We start from the raw sequence: 19471 nt of genomic DNA, 5'->3' as shown, positions 1-19471 counted from the left end.
CGAAGCCGAGATTATCCCTCGAGCCCCAGCGCCTGACGCACTTTGGCGGAATAGCCATAGAGATCGCCGCGCAATTGCAGCCGACCGTTCTCATCCACGAAAGCGGTGAAATATTCGATGTGGATCGGCAGCGGACGCGAAAGATTGATGTAGCGCTCGCTCGCGCCGACGAGCTTGCGCACGCGCTCCTCCGGCCAGCCGCTGCCCGGACCGAGCACCGCCTCCGCGAGGCGGAAGGGCTGGTCCACGCGCACGCAGCCATGGCTCAAGGCGCGATGCGCCGAAGCGAACAGCCCATGATTTGGCGTGTCGTGCAGATAGACGGAGAAGTCATTCGGGAACATGAATTTGATGCGCCCGAGCGCATTGGATTCGCCCGGCTTCTGCCGCACGAAGGTCTGCCCCTTGCGGGAGATCACCTCATAGCCGCTCGCCGCTATCGCGCCGAGGTCGCCGCCATATTTGGGCAGCATCTCCTTCGTCAGAATCGAGGGCGGCACATTCCAATAAGGATTGACGATGATGAATTGCATCTTGTCGGAGAACACCGGCGTCGGCGTGCCCTCCTTGCCGACGATGACGCGAGCGCGATGCGCGACCCTGCCCTCGCGCACCAGAGCGAGCTCGAAATCCGGAATATTCACCTCTATGCGGCTCTCGCCGAGATTGCGCGGCAGCCAGCGCCAGCGCTCCATATTGGCGATGATCTCGGCTTCCACCTGCGCATTGGAGCGGCGCGCCGGCGCGCCCAGCGCCTGCGCGCCCGGCGCCGCGTCGCGCGCGACGGAATGCGACGCCTCGGCGAAGCGCCTGTCGAGCTCCGGCAAGCCGGCGCTGCGCAGCTCCATCAGCTTGCCGCGCAAAGCGCGATAGCCTTCATGCGGCGGATTGTAATCCTGCAGCACGTCACCGGCGCGCGGCCCCGCGGCGGCGATCGCCCCGAGCACGGCGTCCGCCTCCGGCAGCGCGGGATGCGCGCCGATGAGCCGCGACAGATGGCGCGGATCGATGCGCCCGCCGGCCGCCTGCGTCGCATAGGCGACGACGGCCTCCGAAAGCGCGAATTCATCCGTGTCGCCCGAAGGCTTCGCCTCGGAGGGATAGACGAGGCCGCGCAGATCGAGACCATCGTCGCGCGCGCGGCTGAGCCGCTCTATCGCGGCGGGCGCCGAGACGCGCCAAGTCGCGCCCTCTCGCAACAGCGTCGCGCCCTCTCGCCACAGCGGCGCATAGGCGCGCTGCGCATAAAAACCGGCGACCGCCTTGCGGCGCGCGCGTTGCTCGGCGCCGCGCGCCGCCCCGGTCCAGGCGTCGAGCGCCGCGGCGAAAGCGCGCTGCTCCTCGCCGATCAGCGCCTCGGCGACATCGAAGCCGCCAGAAGCGGGCGGAACGGCGATCGAAATGGAATTGGCGACAGGAAGCAGAGCAGAGGTCTCCGCCTGTGCGAAGAGCTCCGCCGGCGGCTCGCCCACATGCAGCCAGGACACCTCGAGCTGCTGGACGAGCGGCGGCGGCGCAACGGCCAGCGGCGCGCGGAACGGCGCGCGTGGCGCCGGCGCCGCGGCGACGAAGGACGAACCGAGCCCGACTGCGAACGCCAAACCAGACGTGCGCGCGAAACGTCCAGACTTGCGCGTGAAACTGCCGCGGAACACCATGCTCTTCTGCCTCACGCCACTTCGGCGGCGCCGCCATCTGGCCACGCCCGCTTCCCGAACAATGCTCGCGCGACCCCCGCCGCCCGACTCGCGCTCTACGGATATTAACGTAAACGAGTTAATGCTTGGAATAAGCTTCGCGCACCGCGACCTCCCGAAGATTGCTTTTTCATTAACGGCGAGCAGGCCGCAGAGTCGAGTTGCGGCTATCGCGCGTCCGTCTCGCAATTTGCAGGGCGCGACCTTTTGTAGCGAAGCCGCCTCGACGAGATTTTCGCCGCGAATTCAAATCGCTCTGGAAATTCCGCGCCATTCTGCCGCACGCGCGCGCAATTGCCGGCGGCGTCTCGACGGAGCAGTTTTATCGTCGACGATGCGATGCGTCGTCGACACAAAAAAATTTCACTGAGGGAGAATCGTCATGCACAGCAATGCGGAGCTCGTCAAAGCAGTCGCCGGCATCATCGGCGCGCTCGCCTTCTTCATCGTCGTCATTCACCAGCTCACCCGCCTGCTCGGCTGAGAGCCTTCTCCTCGCGCGACTTCCCGGAGCGTCCCCGCGGCGCCTCCGGGATTTTTCTGAATCGACGCGGCTATTTTCAGATCACATAGATTCTGTCCGCCAACTCCTCATGGCCGCCGGGCGGCACATGTTTCGACAGCAGCCGCGCGCATTCGCCGATCGCGTCGACGAAACCATCGGCGATGCGGCCCTCGCGCACGCGCGCGAGCAGCAGATCGAGCGCGGCGCGCCAATCCTCCTCCGGAATTTTCGCCGCTATCCCCTCGTCCGCGACGATGCGCGCATAGCGCTCGCCCAGCGAGACGAAGATCAGCACGCCGGTGCGATCCTTCGTCGCCGAGACGCCGCGCGTGAAAAATTGCTCGATCGCTGCGCGATGAGCGCGCTCGCGCTTCACGAAGCCCGGCGTCAGCGCGAGCCGCAGCGGCGGCAACGAAAAGAGCAGCGCCGCGCCGATGAAGACGAGAATCTGAATGGCGAGAATGAGCCGCACGCCGAGCTCGGTGAAAATCACCAGCGGCCAGGGCGCGACGAGCGCGACGAGAGCGGCGAGCAGCGGCGGCACATAGGCGTAATCCGAGGAGCGACGCGCCAGCACACAGACGATCTCCCCCGCCGTGCGCCGCTCGGCGGCCGCTATCGCCGCCGCTATGCGCGCCTGATCCGCGTCTGAAATGGGCATCACCAATCCCCCGAGGCTCCGCCGCCGCCCGACGAGCCGCCGCCGCCTGAAAATCCGCCGCCGCCATCGCCGCCCCAAGAAGACCCGCCGCCGCCCCAGGAGGAGCCGCCGGACCAGCTGTCGTTCGACGGCGGGAAATAGATGATCGGCCCGCGTCCGCCGCGATAAATGCGCCGCCCGCCGCCGCGCGCATTGGCGAGCATGGAGAAGAAGACAAACAAAAACAGCGCGAAGACGATGAAGGGCACGATCTGATCGAAACCCGGCTCCTGATGCTCGGCGCGGACCTTGATGCGCTTCTCCCATTCGGCCGAATCGCCGCTCAGCACCTCTATGATTCCATCGACGCCGCGCTCGACTCCGGCGCCGAAATCTCCGGCCTTGAATTTCGGCGTGACGGCGGTGGCGATGATGATCTTCGAAAGCGCGTCGGTGAGCGTGCCCTCGAGGCCATAGCCGACCTCTATGCGCATCTTGCGCTCATTGGGCGCGATGAGGAACAAGACGCCATTGTTCACCTTGGCCTCGCCGAGCTTCCAGAAACGGAACAGGCCATTGGCGAAAGTCTCTATATCCGTGTCCTGAAGCGACGGCACTGTGGCGACGACGAGCTGAATGCCGGACTTCTCCTCCAGCTCTTTCGATTTCGTCTCGACATCCTGCCGCGCGGCCGGAGGAAGAATATGGGCGTCGTCGACGACGCGGCCGGTGAGCGCAGGAAAATCGAGCGCTGCGAAAGCGAGCGCCGGCAAAAGGAGAAAGACCAGCAGAGCGAGGCTTCGCGCCCCTCGCATCGCGGGCGAGGGGCCACGACGCGAAGGACAAGACGGAAGCGGCGGCATGAGAAGCAACTCCGTCAGAACTTCACCGTGGGCGCCTGCTCCGCGCCGGCGTTGGCGGTGAATTCGGCGAGCGGCTTGGTTCCGGCGAAGACGGTCTTGGCCCAGAGCAGCGTCGGGAAGGTGCGCAGCGATGTGTTGAACTCCCGCGCCGCCTGAATGTAATCGCGCCGCGCCACATTGATGCGGTTCTCCGTGCCTTCGAGCTGCGACTGCAAGGCCAGGAAGTTGGTGTTGGATTTCAGATCGGGATAAGCCTCGCTGACCGCGAGCAGCCGCCCCAGCGCGCCGGAGAGCTGCGCCTGCGCCTCCTGAAACTGCTTCAATTTTTCGGGATCGGTGAGCTGCGAGACATCGACCTTGGCCTGCGAGGCGTGAGCGCGCGCCTCCGTCACCGCGGTGAGCACGTCCTTCTCATGCTTGGCGTAGCCCTGCACGGTGGCGACGAGATTGGGGATGAGATCGGCGCGGCGCTGATATTGCGCCTCCACCTCGGCCCATTTGGCCTTGGCTTCCTCCTCTTGAGTCGGAATCGTGTTGTAGCCGCAGCCCGAGAGGGAGAGCGCGAGGAAGAGAGCGGCCAGCAGAGACGGCCAGCGGAAGGAAAAATTCATCCGAAAGTCTCCTCATGACGTCATCCGCCCCACCGAACGGAGCGCGCCTGATACTTAGGCTCCGCATGAGGGGTTGGGAAGTGCGGGCGACGCCGGAAGGGGGACGAGTGGTGGGTCGGTTTGGATTTTGGCTTGTTACCCGAAGCAGTCATTGGACCGTTACAAAAGTCTGAAGCAAAACGGGCCATTTTGCAGGGAGTTTTTGCGACAGAAATTCACGGTGCAATTCCGCGTCGCCCATTTGTCGTGAATCTTAGGAGTTATACTATAAATTGCGCAATCGTTTTTCCATCAGGACGGAATGCGATCTGATCGTCTGCCCTTCAAAGGGTTTAACTTCTCCTGTCAGACCGAATCCCATCTTCATCCAAAAACCGATGACCGGATTGGTTTCTACCACGGCCAATCTTAGCGTTCTCGCCTTGAGGCTGTGGAGGGCGATCCGTTCTCCTTCCCGAAAAATCGCTCCACCAACGCCCAGGCCTTGCGCGGTTTCTCGAACTGCTAGAAGTCCGATGAACGCCGTCCCGAGTGAAGGATAACCGTCGAGGATATCTAGAAGCCCGACAGCCACCCCTCCACGCTTTGCCAAAAATGCATATTTGTGGCGCGCTTCGAATCCGGGCGGGAGTGCATTCAAGAACTCATAGGCCGCATTACTGCGTTTCGAGACACCGTCGACACGCAGAGAGTAGTTGGTGAGATCATCGAATACATCGTCTATTTCGCTCAGATCGTTCGAAGTGACTGGCGAAAGAGATACGGTGATATCGTCTTGCATCACGTCTCCAGCTTTTTTGTCGCGATACTCCCCAATTGGGTCAACACTTGTTTTCCGATTTTCGCAACGTCGCAGAATAGAGAGTCTTGCGACGACCGCAATGACCGCTTCTGGCATCGCGGGAATTTCAACCCAAGCCATTGCCTACGGAAGCGATGAATCCAGCCGAGCAGACGCCGCTCTTTTCATGACACTCCATTCGCACTAGCTTCGAGACCAACTTGCAGTTTTCGTCGCGACTCGCGCCATCCCGTAACGCGCGCGGCGCGACCCGCAGCGGAGCCCCTTTCATGTCGACCGAAACCATTCTCGACTCCTTGGACGCCGATCTGCCAGCCGCCACGGATCGCCTCTTCGATTTTCTGCGCATCAAATCCGTCTCCACCGATCCGGCCTTCGCCGGCGAATGCCGCCACGCCGCCGACTGGCTCGCCGGCCAGCTGCGCGAGCTCGGCTTTACGGCGAGCGTGCGCGACACGCTCGGGCATCCGATCGTCGTCGGCCACGCCAAGGCCAAGCGGCCGGATGCGCCGCATGTGCTGTTCTACGGCCATTACGACGTGCAGCCGCCGGACCCGCTCGATCTCTGGGTCAGCGATCCTTTCGATCCGCGCCTCGTGCAGGGGGACAAGGGCGAGGAGATCGTCGCTCGCGGCGCCTCGGACGACAAGGGCCAGCTGATGACCTTCCTCGAGGCCTGCCGCGCTTTTCAGCGCAATGGCGGGCTTCCCTGCCACATCACTTTCCTCTTCGAGGGCGAGGAGGAGACCGGCTCCCCATCCCTGCCGGATTTCTTCGCCGCCAATCACGAGGAGCTGTCCGAGCCGGCGCTGGCGCTCGTCTGCGACACCGGAATGTGGAACGCCAAGACGCCCGCCATCACTACGATGCTGCGCGGCCTCGCGCAGGAGGAGGTGATCCTCAAAGCCTCCGACCGCGATCTGCATTCCGGCATATTCGGCGGGCCGGTCGTCAATCCGATCCATGTGCTCGCCAAGATCATCGGCGATCTCCACGACGCCGAAGGCCGCGTGACGCTGCCCGGTTTCTATGACGGCGTCGCCGAGCTGCCGGAGGAGATTGCCGCGCAATGGCGCGGGCTGGAGTTCGACGAGACCGCGTTTTTGAAGAGCGTCGGCGTCGCGCGCCCGGCCGGCGAGCGCGGGCGCAGCGTCATCGAGCAAGTGTGGTCGCGCCCGACCTGCGACGTGAACGGAATCATCGGCGGCTACACCGGCCCCGGCGCCAAGACGGTGCTGCCGGCCAAGGCGAGCGCGAAAATCTCTTTCCGCCTCGTCGGGACGCAGGACCCGGAGAAGGTGCTGGAGTCGTTCCGCGCTTTCGTGCGCGAGCGTCTGCCGGTCGACGTGCGCGCGGAATTCGTTCCCCATGGCGCCTCTCGCGCGCTGCAGCTGCCCTTCGGCTCCGAGGCGCTCACGCGCGCGCGGCGGGCCTTGCAGGAGGAATGGGACAAGGAGGCGGCGCTCGTCGGCTGCGGCGGCTCCATCCCGATCGTCGGCGCCTTCAAGCGCGATCTCGGCATGGACACGCTGATGATCGGCTTCGCGCTCGAGGACGACCGCATTCATTCGCCCAACGAAAAATACGCCTATAGCTCGTTCAAGAAGGGCTCCCGCTCCTGGGTCCGCGTCCTCGCCGCCCTGGCGGCGTGAGGCGTCTTCACCCTCCCCTCGAGGGAGAGGGTCGGATCGTGAAGCGGTCCGGGGTGGGCAGCCGGAAGGCAAGGGAATCGAATGGGGCTCCGCGCATCACGACCCGAGCCCCGGCCGGCGGGCGATTTCGCGCCGCTCGGCGAGCGCGAGGCTACGGCGCGCCTCGCCCATTTCGGCCCCAATGAGCTGGAGCAGCCCGCGCGCCGCTCCTGGCTGCTGATCGCCTTCGCCGCGCTGCGCGAGCCCATGTTCGCGCTGCTCATCGTCGCGGCGCTGCTCTATCTCGCGCTCGGCGACATTCACGAAGGCCTGCTGCTCACCGCCGGCGCCTTTCTCTCCGTCGGCCTGGTGGTGGCGCAGGAGACGCGCAACGAGAATGCGCTCGCGGCTCTGCGCAGCCTCGCCGCGCCCAGCGCCCGCGTGTTGCGCGCCGAGGGCGAGCGCCGCATTCCGGCGCGCGAGATCGTCCCCGGCGACATTGTGCTCGTCGGCGAGGGCGAGCGCGCCCCGGCCGATGGCGCGCTGCTGCGCGGCGACGTCCTCTCCGTCGACGAATCGACGCTGACCGGCGAATCGGCGCCGGTCTGGAAAGCCCCTGCGACGCTGGTGGACCCGCTGCTCGATCCCGAGCCCGGCGAGGCGGCGCCTTTTCTCTTCGCCGGAACGCTGGTGACGCTCGGACAAGGCGCGATGCTGGCGACGCGCACCGGACGCGCGACGCGGCTCGGCCGCATCGGCCGCTCGCTCGAATCGATCGAGCCGGAGGAGACGCCGCTGCAAAAGAGCACCGGCCGCATCGTCGCGATCTTCGGCGCGCTCGGCATAGGCTTCTGCCTTCTCGTGGCGCTCGCCTTTGGCCTCGCCTTCGGCAATTGGATTCAAGCGGGCCTCACCGGCATCACCCTCGCAATATCGCTGACGCCCGAAGAATTCCCCATGGTGCTGGCGGTGTTTCTGGCGCTCGGCTCCTATCGTCTGGCGCGACGCAATGTGCTGGCGCGCCGCTCAGCCGTCATAGAGACTCTGGGCGCGACCGACGTGCTCTGCGTCGACAAGACCGGCACGCTGACGCAGAACCGCATGGAGGCGGCGTTTTTCCTGCGCGGCTCGGACATGTGGCGGCCGGGCGAGGACGCTATGCCCGACGAGATCGCGCCATTGCTGGACGCCGCTTTGCGCGCCAGCGCCGCCGATCCCTCCGATCCGATGGATCGCGCGCTGCATCGCCTCGCCAGCGATCCGCCCGCGAGCGCGGCGATCACGCGCAGCTTTCCGCTGCGGCCGGAGACGCTCGCCTTCGTGCAGACATGGCGCGCGGCCGATGAAGGCGTCGCCTCCTTCGCCAAAGGCGCGCCCGAGGCGATCGCCGGCCTCTGCCGCCTGGACGGCGATGCGCTGCGCCTTCTGACCGCCGAGGTCGCGACCATGGCGACGCATGGGCTGCGCGTTCTCGCCGTCGCCACATATGAGGGGCCGCTGCCGCGCGAGGACGATCCCGGCTCCGGCGTCTTTGCGCTCGAAGGGCTCGTCGGCTTTCTCGATCCGCTGCGCGAGGATGTTCCAGAAGCGGTCGCGCTGGCGGCGCGCGCCGGCATTCATGTGGTGATGATCACCGGCGATTATCCGGCGACGGCGCTGGCGATCGCGCGCCAGGCCGGGATAGAGGCGCAGGGCGGCGCGCTGAGCGGAGCCGAGATCGCCACTTTGGACGAGGCCGCGCTGGACGAAGCCGTCGAGACCACGCGCGTCTTCGCGCGCATCCGCCCGGAGCAGAAGCTCGCTCTGGTGGAGGCTTTCAAGCGCAATGGCCATATCGTCGCCATGACCGGCGACGGGGTGAACGATGGCCCGGCGCTGCGCGCCGCGCATGTCGGCGTCGCCATGGGCCAGCGCGGAACCGACGTCGCGCGCGAGGCGGCTTCGATCGTGCTGCTCGACGATCGTTTCGCCTCCATCGTCGCGGGCGTGCGCAGTGGGCGGCGCATCTTCGCCAATCTGCGCAAGGCGCTGATCTTCGTGACCGCCATCCACGTGCCCATCGCCGGCCTCGCGCTCACGCCCATTCTGTTCCTGCTGCCGCCGGTGTTCTATCCTGTGCATGTGGTGGCGCTGGAGCTCGTCATCGACCCCATTTGCGCGCTCGTCTTCGAGAACGAGCCGGCCGAACGCCATATGATGGAGGAGCCGCCGCGCTCCCCCGCCGAGCCTTTGTTCGGCCTGCGCCAGATCGGCGCCGGCTTTCTCGACGGCGCGGTGCTGCTCGCGGCGCTGCTCGGCGTCTATTTCGTCTCGATGCGGGTCGGCGAGGGCGAAGGGGAGACGCGCGCGCTGGTCTTCGTCGGCCTCGTCATCGGCAATCTGGCCATGGCCTTCGCCTCCGCCGCCGAACCCGGAACCGCTCTTTTCGACAAGCGGCGCGTCGCCTTCTGGATCATAGCGACGATCACGACGCTCGCGCTCGCGCTGATCGTCTATCTTCCTGCGGTGGCGGAACTGTTCCGCTTCGCGACGCCGGAACCGAAGGCGCTGGCCTATGTCATTGCGACGGCGCTGGTCGCCGGCGGCTGGTCGGGAGTATACAAGGCCTTCCGCAAACGCCGAGGATGACACTCCTCACGGCCGAGGCCCTTCTCGCAGAGGAGCGGCGGAGATCACCGGAATCGCAATGCCCTCACCCGACACGCCGCACGCCGCCGATTTCCGCGCCTCGCCCAATCATGGCGAGCGGCTGCGGCCGATCTCCTCGCTGATCCTGCATTACACCGGCATGCCGACGGCGGCGGCGGCGCTGGCGCTGCTCACCAGCGCCGAGTCGCAGGTCTCCTCGCATTATTTCGTCGATGAGGACGGGACCATTCTCCAGCTCGTGCCCGAGGCGCGCCGCGCCTGGCACGCGGGCCGCAGTTTCTGGGCTGGCGAGACCGATCTGAACTCCGCCTCCATCGGCATAGAGATCGTCCATCCAGGCCATGACGATCCGCGCCCCTTCCCCGATCGGCAGATCGAGGCCGTCGCCGCGCTCTGCCGCGATATTTGCGGGCGGCAGGGCATTGCGTCGCGGCGCGTGCTCGGCCATTCGGACATCGCCATCGGACGTAAGATCGACCCCGGCGAGTTCTTCCCATGGAAGGCTTTGGCGGAGCAAGGCGTCGGACATTATGTCGCCCCCGCGCCGATCGTCGGAGGCGCCGCGCTGGAGGCGGGCGCGAGCGGCGAGCAAGTGACCGAGCTGCAACGCGCCCTCGCCGATTACGGCTATCGGATCGACGTCTCCGGCGCATATGACGCGGCTTCGGAGGGCGTGGTGGCGGCCTTTCAGCGGCATTTCCGCCCCACCCTCGTCGACGGCCGCGCCGATTCCTCGACGATCGCGACGCTGCGCGCGCTCACGGAGGGCATAGGCGCTTGAGCGAGCAGCGATCCGTCGTCGTCACCGGCGTCTCCACCGGCATAGGCTATGCGGTGCTGGAGTCGCTGACCCGCGAGGGCTTTCACGTTTTCGGCTCCGTCCGCACTCCGGCCGACGGGGAGCGGCTGCAAGCGCGCTTCGGCGCGGCGAGCTTCACCCCGCTCCTCTTCGACGTGACCGACGCCGCCGCAGTGGCGCAGGCGGCGCGGGAAACCGAGCGGCGGCTCGACGGCGCCGGTCTCACCGGGCTCGTCAACAACGCCGGGGCGGCTTTTCCGGCGCCGCTGCTCTATCAGCCGATAGACGAGGTCCGCCTTCAGCTCGAGGTCAATGTGATCGGCCAGATCGCCGTGACCCAGGCATTCGCGCCATTGCTCGGCGCGAGCCCGGAAAAGCGCCGCGGGCCGCCGGGCCGCATCGTCAATATGAGCTCGGTGGCGGGAAGCCTCGCCTCGCCCTTTCTCGGCGCCTATGCCGCCTCGAAACATGCACTCGAAGGATTTTCCGATGCGCTGCGGCGCGAGCTGATGATTTTCGGCGTCGATGTGGTGGTGATAGAGCCGGGCGTGATCGCCACGCCCATATGGGACAAGGCCGAGAGCGCCGATTTCGGCCGCTATGATTCCACCGTCTACGGCCCTTCGGCCCGCAGGCTCCAAAAATGGGCGGTGGAGAAGGGCCGGCTCGGGCCCCCGCCGGAGCGCGTCGCCGCCGCCGTGCTGCGCGCGCTGACCGAGAAGCGGCCCCCGGCGCGCATTCGCGTGGTGCCGAACTATCTATTGGACTGGCTGCTGCCGCGCCTGCTGCCGGCGCGGCAGGTGGACCGCATCCTCGCCAAGCGAATGGGGCTGCTGCCGCCGGCTTGACGCGGGACACGTTCCGGCCCACCAAGGCTCGATAGATTCCCGGTGATGGGTTCGCCGTATTTCCCCCTCTCCCCGCGAGCGGGGAGAGAGTCGGGGTGAGGGGCTCGGGGCTCGAGCCCCAGCGGAAAACGCCCAAGCCCCACATCCTCACCTTCTCCCCGCTCGCGGGGAGAAGGAAGGCGGCAGACCTCACGCGAAACGATCCAAATCCCATCGAGGGGACAAGACCGACGATGACCGACGAAATCGAGACCCGCCTTCCCGACCCCATCACCGCCGAACCCGCGCCGCGCCACAGAACATGTGCGGTCACGATCGGCGGCGGGCCACGCGCGGTGACGATCGGCGGCGGCGCCCCCATCGTCGTGCAGTCCATGACCAATACCGACACGGCGGATGTCGACTCCACCGTCGCCCAGATCGAATCGCTGGTCCGCGCCGGCTCGGAGTTGGTCCGCATCACCGTCGACCGCGACGAGGCCGCCGCCGCCGTGCCGCATATTCGCGATCGTCTCGCGCAAAAGGGCGTAGACGTCCCGCTGATCGGCGATTTTCACTACATCGGCCACAAGCTGCTCGCCGATCATCCGGCCTGCGGCGAGGCGCTCGATAAATATCGCATCAACCCCGGCAATGTCGGCTTCAAGGAGAAGAAGGACCGGCAATTCGGCGCCATCGTCGAGCTGGCCATAAAGCATGGCAAGGCGGTGCGCATCGGCGCCAATTGGGGCTCGCTCGACCAGGAGCTGCTGACCCATTTGATGGACATCAACGCCAATTCCGCGGCGCCGCTCGACATGCGCGCGGTGACGCGCGAGGCGCTGGCCCGCTCGGCGCTGATCTCCGCCGAGCGCGCCGAGGAGATCGGCCTCTCGCGCGACCGCATCGTCATCTCGGCCAAGGTCTCCGCGGTGCAAGACCTCATCGCCGTCTATCGCATGCTGGCGCTGCGCAGCGATTATGCGCTGCATCTCGGCCTCACCGAGGCGGGCATGGGCTCCAAGGGCGTCGTCGCCTCGGCGGCCGCGCTCGGCGTGCTGCTGCAGGACGGCGTCGGCGACACCATCCGCGTCTCGCTGACGCCCGAGCCCGGCGGCGACCGCGCCAATGAGGTGCGCGTCGCGCAAGAGATTTTGCAGACGATGGGCTTCCGCACCTTCGTCCCGCTCGTCGCCGCCTGCCCCGGCTGCGGCCGCACCACCTCCACCGTGTTTCAAGAGCTGGCGCGCGATATTCAGGCGCATATTCGCGACCGCATGGCCGTCTGGCGGCAGGATTATCCGGGCGTCGAGACGCTGAATGTCGCGGTGATGGGCTGCATCGTCAACGGGCCGGGCGAGTCGAAGCACGCCGACATCGGCATTTCGCTTCCCGGCACGGGCGAGGCGCCGACGGCGCCCGTCTTCATCGACGGCAAGAAGGCGATGACCTTGCGCGGCGAGGGCATAGCCGAGGAATTCACCCGCATCGTCGAGGATTATGTCGCCCGCCGTTTCAGCGGCGGCGCGAAGGGCGAAGCGGCGGAATAATCAACCGAGCGCCGCCGCGAGCACGCGCAGGTCACGCCAGGCGCGACGCTTCAACGCCGGCGTCCTCAGCAGGCTGGCGAGCGACGGCGCGAGCAGCGCGAGCAGCGTCCCGCCGCCGCAATCATAATCGAAGCAGGCGCCGCGATAACGCGCGACATCCGGCGCGCCCAGCGCCGCGCGGGCGGCGAAATCGCCGAGGATCAGCAGCGCGCGCGGCGCGGCCAGCTCCACATGACGGCGCAGGAAGGGCAGCAGCGCCGCCACCTCCACGGCGTTGAGCTCGCGCGCGCCGGGCGGCCGCCAGGGCGTCGCATAGGCGAGATAGGCGCTGGAGCGATCGCGCCGAATCGCCCGCAGCATATTGTCGAGCAGGCGCGCCTCCGGCCCGACGAAAGCCTCTCCGCCGCGCTCCTCCTCCTCGCCGGGCGCGAAATCCAGCACCATGAGCGGCGCGCCGGGCGTTCCCGCCGAAAAGAGAAAATGGCCGGCGGTCGCCTTCAACGCGCAGCCGTCGAAAGCCTCGAGCCGCGCCTGCAGCTCGTTGATCGTCGAGGCCGCGGCGGCGGCCTCGCGCGCCGCGCGGGAGGCCTCCTCCGGAAAGATGGGAGCGCTGCGGACAGGACGCGTCTCCCGGGTGGGCGCGGCGGCGCGCGGAGAGGCCGCAGCCGCAGGGGCCGGCGCAGCGGCGCGCGCCGGCGGCGCAGCGCTCTCGGCAAAGCGATCATGCGGCGTCTCGTCGACGGCTATGTCGACGCCGACCGACAGATACCAGTCGACGAGCGCGGCGAGGCCCGGCTCCGGAGCGAGATCGGCGTCAGCGGACATGGCGAGAGATTAGAGCAGGCTTCGACAAAGGTGAAGGCTTCCGATGGGGCGAAGGCTTCCTCCGGCTCGGAGCCTTTCCAGCGGGCGAGGGCGAGGGCGATCGCCATTCCTCCGATTGCCCCGATGGGGAGCATGACCGTCCTTCACTCATCGGCGCGACTGCGTAGATTATCGATCTACGCCGCGCCCTGCGTCGGACATAGGCTGGCCACAATCAAGAATGTGCCGAAGGTGGAAACAGGCGTTCTCCAAATCATCCCTCACATCAGAGAACTTCACATGATCGACCTGATCGAAAACGTCGCTAGAGCGTTGTTCGGGAGATTAGGGTCCAAGCGGGAACATTGGGACGAGGCGTCGCTCGCCGAGCGCGAGGCGTTTCGTCACGCCGCGGAAGACGTGTTGCACGAATTCGCCTCCCTCGCCCCCGTCGAGACCGCGGAGCTCGTCGAGAAAATTCGTGAAACGCGGCAAACGCGTCTCGGATTTCTCTATATGGCCTATGCGCTCAACACTTCGGAAGCCGCCGCGCTACTCGCCTATCGGGCGCTCGGACGGGCCGAATGCTGAAGACGCGCCGCTCAACAACAGCGCATTGCGCGCCGGCCGCCCTCGCCGAAGCGGCTCGCCTGACGCTCGAGGAAGAACTCCTCGCGCGTCATCGGCGGCTCGTCGGGATGGTTGGCCCGCCGATGCGCGACATAGGCGTCATAATCGCCCTGGCCGATCATCAGCAGCGCGCCCTCGCGCAGCTTCTGGCCGAGCTTGACGAGGTCAAGCGCGGGCAATCCGCAGATCGTGCAGCTCATCGCTGGTCTCTCTGGTGGTGACGCTCGTCGCCCGCCGCGCTTCGCGGATCGCTCTCACGCCGAAGAACAGCATGGACAGAACGAGCGCGACGAAGACGGCGCAGAGCGTCGTGTTCACATAATCGTTGAAGATGATGCGGCTCATTTCCGCGACCGTCTTGGCCGGGGCCATCAGCCTGCCCTCCGCCGCGGCGGCGGAATAGCGCGCCGCATGGGCGAGGAAGCCGATCTTGGGATCGGGATGGAAGATTTTCTCGGCGCCCGCCGTCAGCGTGCAGATATAGAGCCAGGCGGCCGGCGTCGCGACGACGACGGCGTAACGCTCCCGCTTCATGCGGAACAGCACGACGGTGCAGAGGGTGAGCGCGATGGCCGCCAGCATTTGATTGGCGATGCCGAACATGGGCCAGAGCGTGTTGATGCCGCCCAGAGGATCGACGACGCCCTGATAGAGGAACCAGCCCCAGCCGGAGACGGCGAGCCCCGTGGCCATAAGATTGGGCGCCCAGGCGCGCGTATGCTTGAAGCGCGGCCAGAAAGTCCCGACGAGATCCTGGATCATGAAGCGTGCGACGCGCGTGCCGGCGTCGACCGTGGTGAGGATGAACAGCGCCTCGAAGAGAATGGCGAAATGATACCAGAAGGCGGTCATCGACGCGCCGCCGATCGCCCCCGACAGGATTTTCGCCATGCCGACGGCGAGCGTCGGCGCGCCGCCGGCGCGCGAGAGCACCGTCTTCTCGCCGACCTCGGCGGCGGCCTGATTCAGCGCCTCCGGCGTGATGGCGAAGCCCCAGGCGGAGATGGTCTGCGCCGCCGTATCGGCGCTGGCGCCGATGACGGCGGGCGCGCTGTTCATCGCGAAATAGACGCCCGGCTCGATCACGCTCGCCGCGACCAGCGCCATTATGGCGACGAAGGACTCCATCAGCATGGCGCCATAACCGATGAAGCGAATCTGCGTCTCGTCGCCGATCATCTTGGGCGTCGTGCCGGAAGAGACCAGCGCGTGAAAGCCGGAGATGGCGCCGCAGGCCAGAGTGATGAACAGGAAGGGAAAGACGCTGCCCGCGAAGACCGGGCCGGTCCCGTCGATGAAGCGGCTGACCGCCGGCATTTTCAGCTCCGGCGCCACATAGAAAATGCCGAGCGCGAGAGAGGCGATGGTGCCGATCTTGAGGAAGGTGGAGAGGTAATCGCGCGGCGCGAGCAGGAACCACACCGGCAGCACGGAGGCGACGAAGCCATAGCCGATCAGCATGAAGGCCAGCGCCTCGCCCTTGAAGGAAAACAGCGCGGCGAGCGCCGGCGTTTCCGCGACCGTGCGGCCGAGCGCGATGGAGGCGATGAGCAGCACGAAGCCGATCGCCGACATTTCGAAAATGCGACCCGGCCGCAAATAGCGGCCATAGACGCCCATCAGCACGGCGATGGGCAAAGTGGCGAAGACGGTGAAGAAGCCCCATGGGCTGTCGGCCAGCGCCTTGACGACGATGAGCGCCAGCACGGCGAGCAATATGACCATGATCGTCAATATGCCGATCATGGCGACGAGGCCGGCGGCCGGGCCGAGCTCGGTCTTGATGAGATCGCCGAGCGAGCGCCCGTCGCGCCGAGTCGAGATGAACAGCACGACGAAATCCTGCACCGCTCCGGCGAAGACGACCCCGGTGAGCAGCCAGAGCGTGCCGGGCAGATAGCCCATTTGCGCCGCCAGCACCGGGCCGACCAGCGGCCCCGCCCCGGCTATGGCCGCGAAATGATGGCCGAACAGCACATATTTGTCGGTCGGCACATAATCGAGCCCGTCATTGCGGCGATGCGCCGGCGTCTTGCGCTCCGGATCGAGGCCCAGCACGCGCTCCGCGATGAACAGCGAATAGAAGCGATAGGCGACGAGATAGACGCAGATCGCCGCCGCCACCAGCCACATGGCGTTGACCGTCTCGCCCCGCGCCGTCGCCAGCGTGAAGAGCGCGAAGACGCCGATAGCGGTGACGGCGGTCCAGAGGGCGATCGAGCCGAGCTTGCGGCCCGGCGTGGCGAGTGGGAGGGACATTGCGCGAAGCCTCGGCGTTTCCGGGATGGGCCTGGGGACGTGATCGCCTCCCGGCATTTTTCCCAAGAAATAGGCCAAAGACGCCCGCCGCGTCCAGCCGCGAGGTCTACACCAAAGCCGGCGACGCTCGGCGTCCTCGGGCTGTGGAGGGCCGCGCCGTCACGGAACAAGAGCGACCCGCTTTTTTGGAACTTTTTGAAGGACCGCAGATTGAACAGCTCGGGCGACGAGTTCTGACAGGAGAAGCTGATGCACTGCGGAGATTGTCGTTTTTGGCGCCAGCCGGACAACCAATGCCGCCGAAACGCCCCGTTGCCGATGCGCGGCCAGCAAGGAACCATGGATACGGCCTGGCCCCTCGTGGCCTCAGAAGATTGGTGTGGCGAATACCAGCCCGGTTACATCGACAGGACCAGCCTGCCCGTGGAAGCCCAGGCTCGCGCCCGGGCCGGACACAAGGAACGCGCCCAGCACTGACGACGCGACGTCGAGCAGCCAGAGGAGGCTTCGCCAGAATGGCGCGGCCTCCTCGGCGCAGCCTTCTCGATTCACTTCACTGAGGTCTGCACCGGCTTGGTCGCGCCGCTATAGGACACGCGCCAGATCGTCCCATTGCCGTCCTCGCTCACCAGAAGCGAGCCGTCGCGCGCCACGGCGACATCGACGGGGCGGCCCCAGACGCGCGTGTCGTCGACGACGAAACCTGTGAGAAAATCCTGATATTCGCCGGTCGGAACGCCATTTTTGAAGGAGAGGCGCACGATCTTGTAGCCGGTGCGCTTGGCGCGGTTCCAGGAGCCATGCAGCGCGACGAAGGCGTCGCCCTGATAGTCCGCCGAGAACTGGCCGCCCTCGTAGAAGGCGATGCCGAGCGGCGCGGAATGGGGCTGGAACAGCACATCCGGCGTCGTGATCTTGCCGGCGAGATCGGGCCGCTCGCCAGCGTGGCGGGGATCCTCATGGGCGCCGATATACCACCAAGGCCAGCCGTAGAAGCCGCCCTCCGTCACATGCGTCGCGTAATCCGGCGGCAGATCGTCGCCGAGCATGTCGCGCTCATTGACGACGCACCAGAGCTCGTCGGTCTTGGGCCGCAATTGCAGGCCGGAGCAATTGCGCAGCCCATTGGCCACTGTGCGCCGGTTCTTGCCATCCGGATCGATGGCGAGCACCACGGCGCGCTCGAATTCGACGCCCGCGCTCGCGCCGACTCCACGCGCCGCCTCGAGCTGCGCGACCTCTTGCGTGGCGGGACGCGGATGGCCTTCGGCGACATTGGTCTTGGAGCCGACGGCGACATAGAGCGTCTTGCCGTCGCGCGAGAAGACGAGATCGCGCGTCCAATGGCCGCCGTCGGCGCCGGGCAGCGAAGCGATCGTCTCGGCGGGGCCGGAGGCTTTCAGATCGCCGTTCCTATAGGGGAATCGCAGCAATTTCGTCGGCGTGCCGATATAGACGAAGCGCGGCTCCGGCCCCGGCGGATAGAATGCTATCCCATAGGGGCGCTCGAGTTCGGAAGCGAAGACATGCGAAGCGGCGGGCGCGACCTTCCCATCCTCGAGGCGGAAAACGCGCACGCGGCCGCCGACGCTCTCAGTGACGAAAATATCGCCATTGGGCGCATGGCGAATGACGCGCGGGCCCTCGAGGCCGGAGGCGAAAACCTCTGCCGAAAAGCCTTCCAGCGTCTTGGGCGCGGCGCCGTCCGGCCGCGCGACGACCTGCGAGCGCGCGGCGGTGGGCTCGCTGGCGAGCGGAGCCGGCAAATCCGGCGGCGCGATCTTGCGCCAGGTTCCGGGCGCATCCTGGCGCCAATCGCTGAAGGCGGTCGGGCCGGCGAGGCGACGCGCCGGCTCCGATTGCGCGAAGGCGAGACCGGCGAAGGCGCCGGTGAGGAGAAGGGTCGGGGCGAATGTCTTCATTGGCGGCCTCTTTCGAAACAAGACCGCACTCTAGCTCGGCTAAATCATATTTAGAAGATAGAATTAAAAGATGTCATCCGGCGCCATTTGCGCGCTCTCGGGACGCCCCTTCCTGCGGCCTTCGGCCGGTGCTATTCGACCGCCTCCGACGAATGGAAGGAAAAGCGATATGAGCGAGATCTGGCTGGCGACGGGCGAGGCGACGGTTCTGGCGGCGGATGGGCAATATACGGACGCCATGCCGGAAGTGCTGATCGGCAATGTGAAAGGCCCTGTGGGGACGGCTTTCGCGTCGATGACGGGACAGGTCGCGGGGCATCCGCGCATGTTCGTCATTCGCGATCTCAATCAGCAGGTGCGCCCCGCCACCATGATGACGACCAAGATGACCGTGCGCTCGAATGATTATGTGGAGCTGCTCGGCGGCGTCGTGCAGGCGGCCACGGGCGACGCCATCGTCGATGCGGTTTCGGAAGGAATCATTCCGAAAGATCAGGTGAATGATTTGGTCATGATCATCATGATCTGGCTCGATCCGCGGTGCGCGACCGATCCGAACCTCGACCGGCGCGACCTCTATCGCACCAATTACGAGGCGACGAAGCTGGCGATTTCCCGCGCTTTGAAGGGCGAACCGACGATCGACGAGCTCATCGCCAATCGCAAGACGGTGACGCATTATGCACTGGAAGGCGTGTTCGACGAGTGATTTTGCGCAGCCGGCATTGCAAAAATCGAGCGTTGCGCCGATTGCGAATCACCTCTCGAAGCGTTAGCAAACGAATACTCACGTGACGCGTTCGATGCGACGCGCCTCTTTATCGATTCGAGGGAGATTTGCGATGGCCAAGGCGAAGAGCGACAAGCCTGCGGCGGTGGCCAGGAAGGCCAAGAAGCCCGAAGCCGCCACGGTTCGTCCGGTGAAGGAGAGCTTGACCAAGTCTGCCCTGATCAATCTTCTCGCCGAGCAGAACGAGCTGCCGCGCAAGACCGCCGCGGCGGTCTACGCCACGCTCGAGGAAGTGTTCCTCGGCTCCGTGCATCCGCGCGGCGTCGGCGAGTTCACCCTGCCCGGCCTGCTGAAGGTGTCGCTGCGCAAGGTTCCGGCGCGCAAGGCCGGCACTCTGGTGCGCAATCCCGCCACCGGCGAGATGGTCAAGGCCGCCGCCAAGCCGGCGAGCGTGCGCGTGAAAATTCGCGCCCTCTCCAAGCTGAAGACGGCCGCCACGCCCTGATTTCCGACAGGTGGAACGCGAGCCTGAAGGCTCGCGTTCCGAAGGCT

The 19471-nt window shown here is 66.2% G+C and carries 17 protein-coding genes; 8 read left to right on the top strand and 9 right to left on the bottom strand.

The genetic code is table 11. The features are described 5' to 3' along the window. Nucleotides 1–11 precede the first annotated feature (11 nt). From IY145_RS14040 to IY145_RS14020, 5 genes are all read right to left on the bottom strand, one after another. Nucleotides 12–1673: a L,D-transpeptidase family protein gene (locus IY145_RS14040; RefSeq protein WP_312030591.1), complete on the bottom strand. Its 1662-nt coding sequence runs from the start codon at nucleotides 1671–1673 to the stop codon at nucleotides 12–14. Nucleotides 1674–2257: 584 nt separating this feature from the next. Continuing rightward, nucleotides 2258–2863, bottom strand: coding sequence for a TPM domain-containing protein (locus IY145_RS14035; protein WP_196408771.1), 606 nt, complete (start codon nucleotides 2861–2863; stop codon nucleotides 2258–2260). Beyond that, entirely contained in the window at nucleotides 2863–3705 is an 843-nt protein-coding gene (locus IY145_RS14030) for a YgcG family protein (RefSeq protein ID WP_196408770.1), read from the bottom strand. The genes IY145_RS14035 and IY145_RS14030 overlap by 1 nt, the downstream gene beginning before the upstream one ends. Before the next feature lie 14 nt (nucleotides 3706–3719). After that, complete coding sequence (locus IY145_RS14025; protein ID WP_108916219.1) at nucleotides 3720–4316, bottom strand: LemA family protein; 597 nt, start codon at nucleotides 4314–4316, stop codon at nucleotides 3720–3722. Between the two features lie 265 nt (nucleotides 4317–4581). Next, nucleotides 4582–5238 carry a GNAT family N-acetyltransferase gene (locus IY145_RS14020; protein ID WP_196408769.1) on the bottom strand — a complete coding sequence of 219 codons (657 nt, stop codon included), beginning with the start codon at nucleotides 5236–5238 and terminating at the stop codon, nucleotides 4582–4584. A gap of 149 nt (nucleotides 5239–5387) precedes the next feature. On the opposite strand from IY145_RS14020, the gene IY145_RS14015 reads away from it, so the two are divergent. From IY145_RS14015 to ispG, 5 genes are all read left to right on the top strand, one after another. Further along, nucleotides 5388–6770, top strand: a complete 1383-nt coding sequence (locus IY145_RS14015; RefSeq protein ID WP_196408768.1) for a M20/M25/M40 family metallo-hydrolase — start codon at nucleotides 5388–5390, stop codon at nucleotides 6768–6770. An 81-nt stretch (nucleotides 6771–6851) separates the two neighbouring features. Then, nucleotides 6852–9377, top strand: a complete 2526-nt coding sequence (locus tag IY145_RS14010) for a cation-translocating P-type ATPase (protein ID WP_196408767.1) — start codon at nucleotides 6852–6854, stop codon at nucleotides 9375–9377. A gap of 58 nt (nucleotides 9378–9435) precedes the next feature. Then, nucleotides 9436–10179: an N-acetylmuramoyl-L-alanine amidase gene (locus IY145_RS14005; protein WP_196408766.1), complete on the top strand. Its 744-nt coding sequence runs from the start codon at nucleotides 9436–9438 to the stop codon at nucleotides 10177–10179. Further along, nucleotides 10176–11045 carry an SDR family oxidoreductase gene (locus tag IY145_RS14000; protein ID WP_196408765.1) on the top strand — a complete coding sequence of 290 codons (870 nt, stop codon included), beginning with the start codon at nucleotides 10176–10178 and terminating at the stop codon, nucleotides 11043–11045. Before IY145_RS14005 ends, IY145_RS14000 begins: the two co-directional genes overlap by 4 nt. A gap of 233 nt (nucleotides 11046–11278) precedes the next feature. After that, nucleotides 11279–12574, top strand: a complete 1296-nt coding sequence (ispG, locus tag IY145_RS13995) for a flavodoxin-dependent (E)-4-hydroxy-3-methylbut-2-enyl-diphosphate synthase (protein ID WP_196408764.1) — start codon at nucleotides 11279–11281, stop codon at nucleotides 12572–12574. On the opposite strand, the gene IY145_RS13990 is transcribed toward ispG, so the two are convergent. Further along, a complete protein-coding gene (locus tag IY145_RS13990; protein ID WP_196408763.1) occupies nucleotides 12575–13399 on the bottom strand; it encodes a uracil-DNA glycosylase family protein in 825 nt (274 codons plus the stop codon). A gap of 132 nt (nucleotides 13400–13531) precedes the next feature. Here IY145_RS13990 and IY145_RS13985 point away from each other — a divergent pair, with 132 nt between their 5' ends. Continuing rightward, nucleotides 13532–13969 carry a hypothetical protein gene (locus tag IY145_RS13985; protein ID WP_196408762.1) on the top strand — a complete coding sequence of 146 codons (438 nt, stop codon included), beginning with the start codon at nucleotides 13532–13534 and terminating at the stop codon, nucleotides 13967–13969. 11 nt (nucleotides 13970–13980) lie between these two features. On the opposite strand, the gene IY145_RS13980 is transcribed toward IY145_RS13985, so the two are convergent. From IY145_RS13980 to IY145_RS13970, 3 genes are all read right to left on the bottom strand, one after another. Then, nucleotides 13981–14187 (bottom strand): YbdD/YjiX family protein, encoded by a 207-nt coding sequence (locus IY145_RS13980; protein WP_409455303.1) that lies wholly within the window; start codon nucleotides 14185–14187, stop codon nucleotides 13981–13983. Then, complete coding sequence (locus tag IY145_RS13975; protein WP_196408760.1) at nucleotides 14174–16267, bottom strand: carbon starvation CstA family protein; 2094 nt, start codon at nucleotides 16265–16267, stop codon at nucleotides 14174–14176. Before IY145_RS13975 ends, IY145_RS13980 begins: the two co-directional genes overlap by 14 nt. Before the next feature lie 548 nt (nucleotides 16268–16815). Beyond that, nucleotides 16816–18189, bottom strand: coding sequence for a sorbosone dehydrogenase family protein (locus IY145_RS13970; protein ID WP_196408759.1), 1374 nt, complete (start codon nucleotides 18187–18189; stop codon nucleotides 16816–16818). Nucleotides 18190–18358: 169 nt separating this feature from the next. Between IY145_RS13970 and fae the strand changes: the two genes are divergently transcribed. Further along, a complete protein-coding gene (gene fae / locus IY145_RS13965; protein WP_196408758.1) occupies nucleotides 18359–18898 on the top strand; it encodes a formaldehyde-activating enzyme in 540 nt (179 codons plus the stop codon). 133 nt (nucleotides 18899–19031) lie between these two features. After that, nucleotides 19032–19424, top strand: coding sequence for an HU family DNA-binding protein (locus IY145_RS13960; RefSeq protein ID WP_196408757.1), 393 nt, complete (start codon nucleotides 19032–19034; stop codon nucleotides 19422–19424). Nucleotides 19425–19471 lie beyond the last annotated feature (47 nt).

The sequence above is a fragment of the Methylosinus sp. H3A genome, from assembly GCF_015709455.1.
Classification (GTDB): domain Bacteria; phylum Pseudomonadota; class Alphaproteobacteria; order Rhizobiales; family Beijerinckiaceae; genus Methylosinus.
This window is presented reverse-complemented; position numbering and strand designations above follow the sequence as displayed.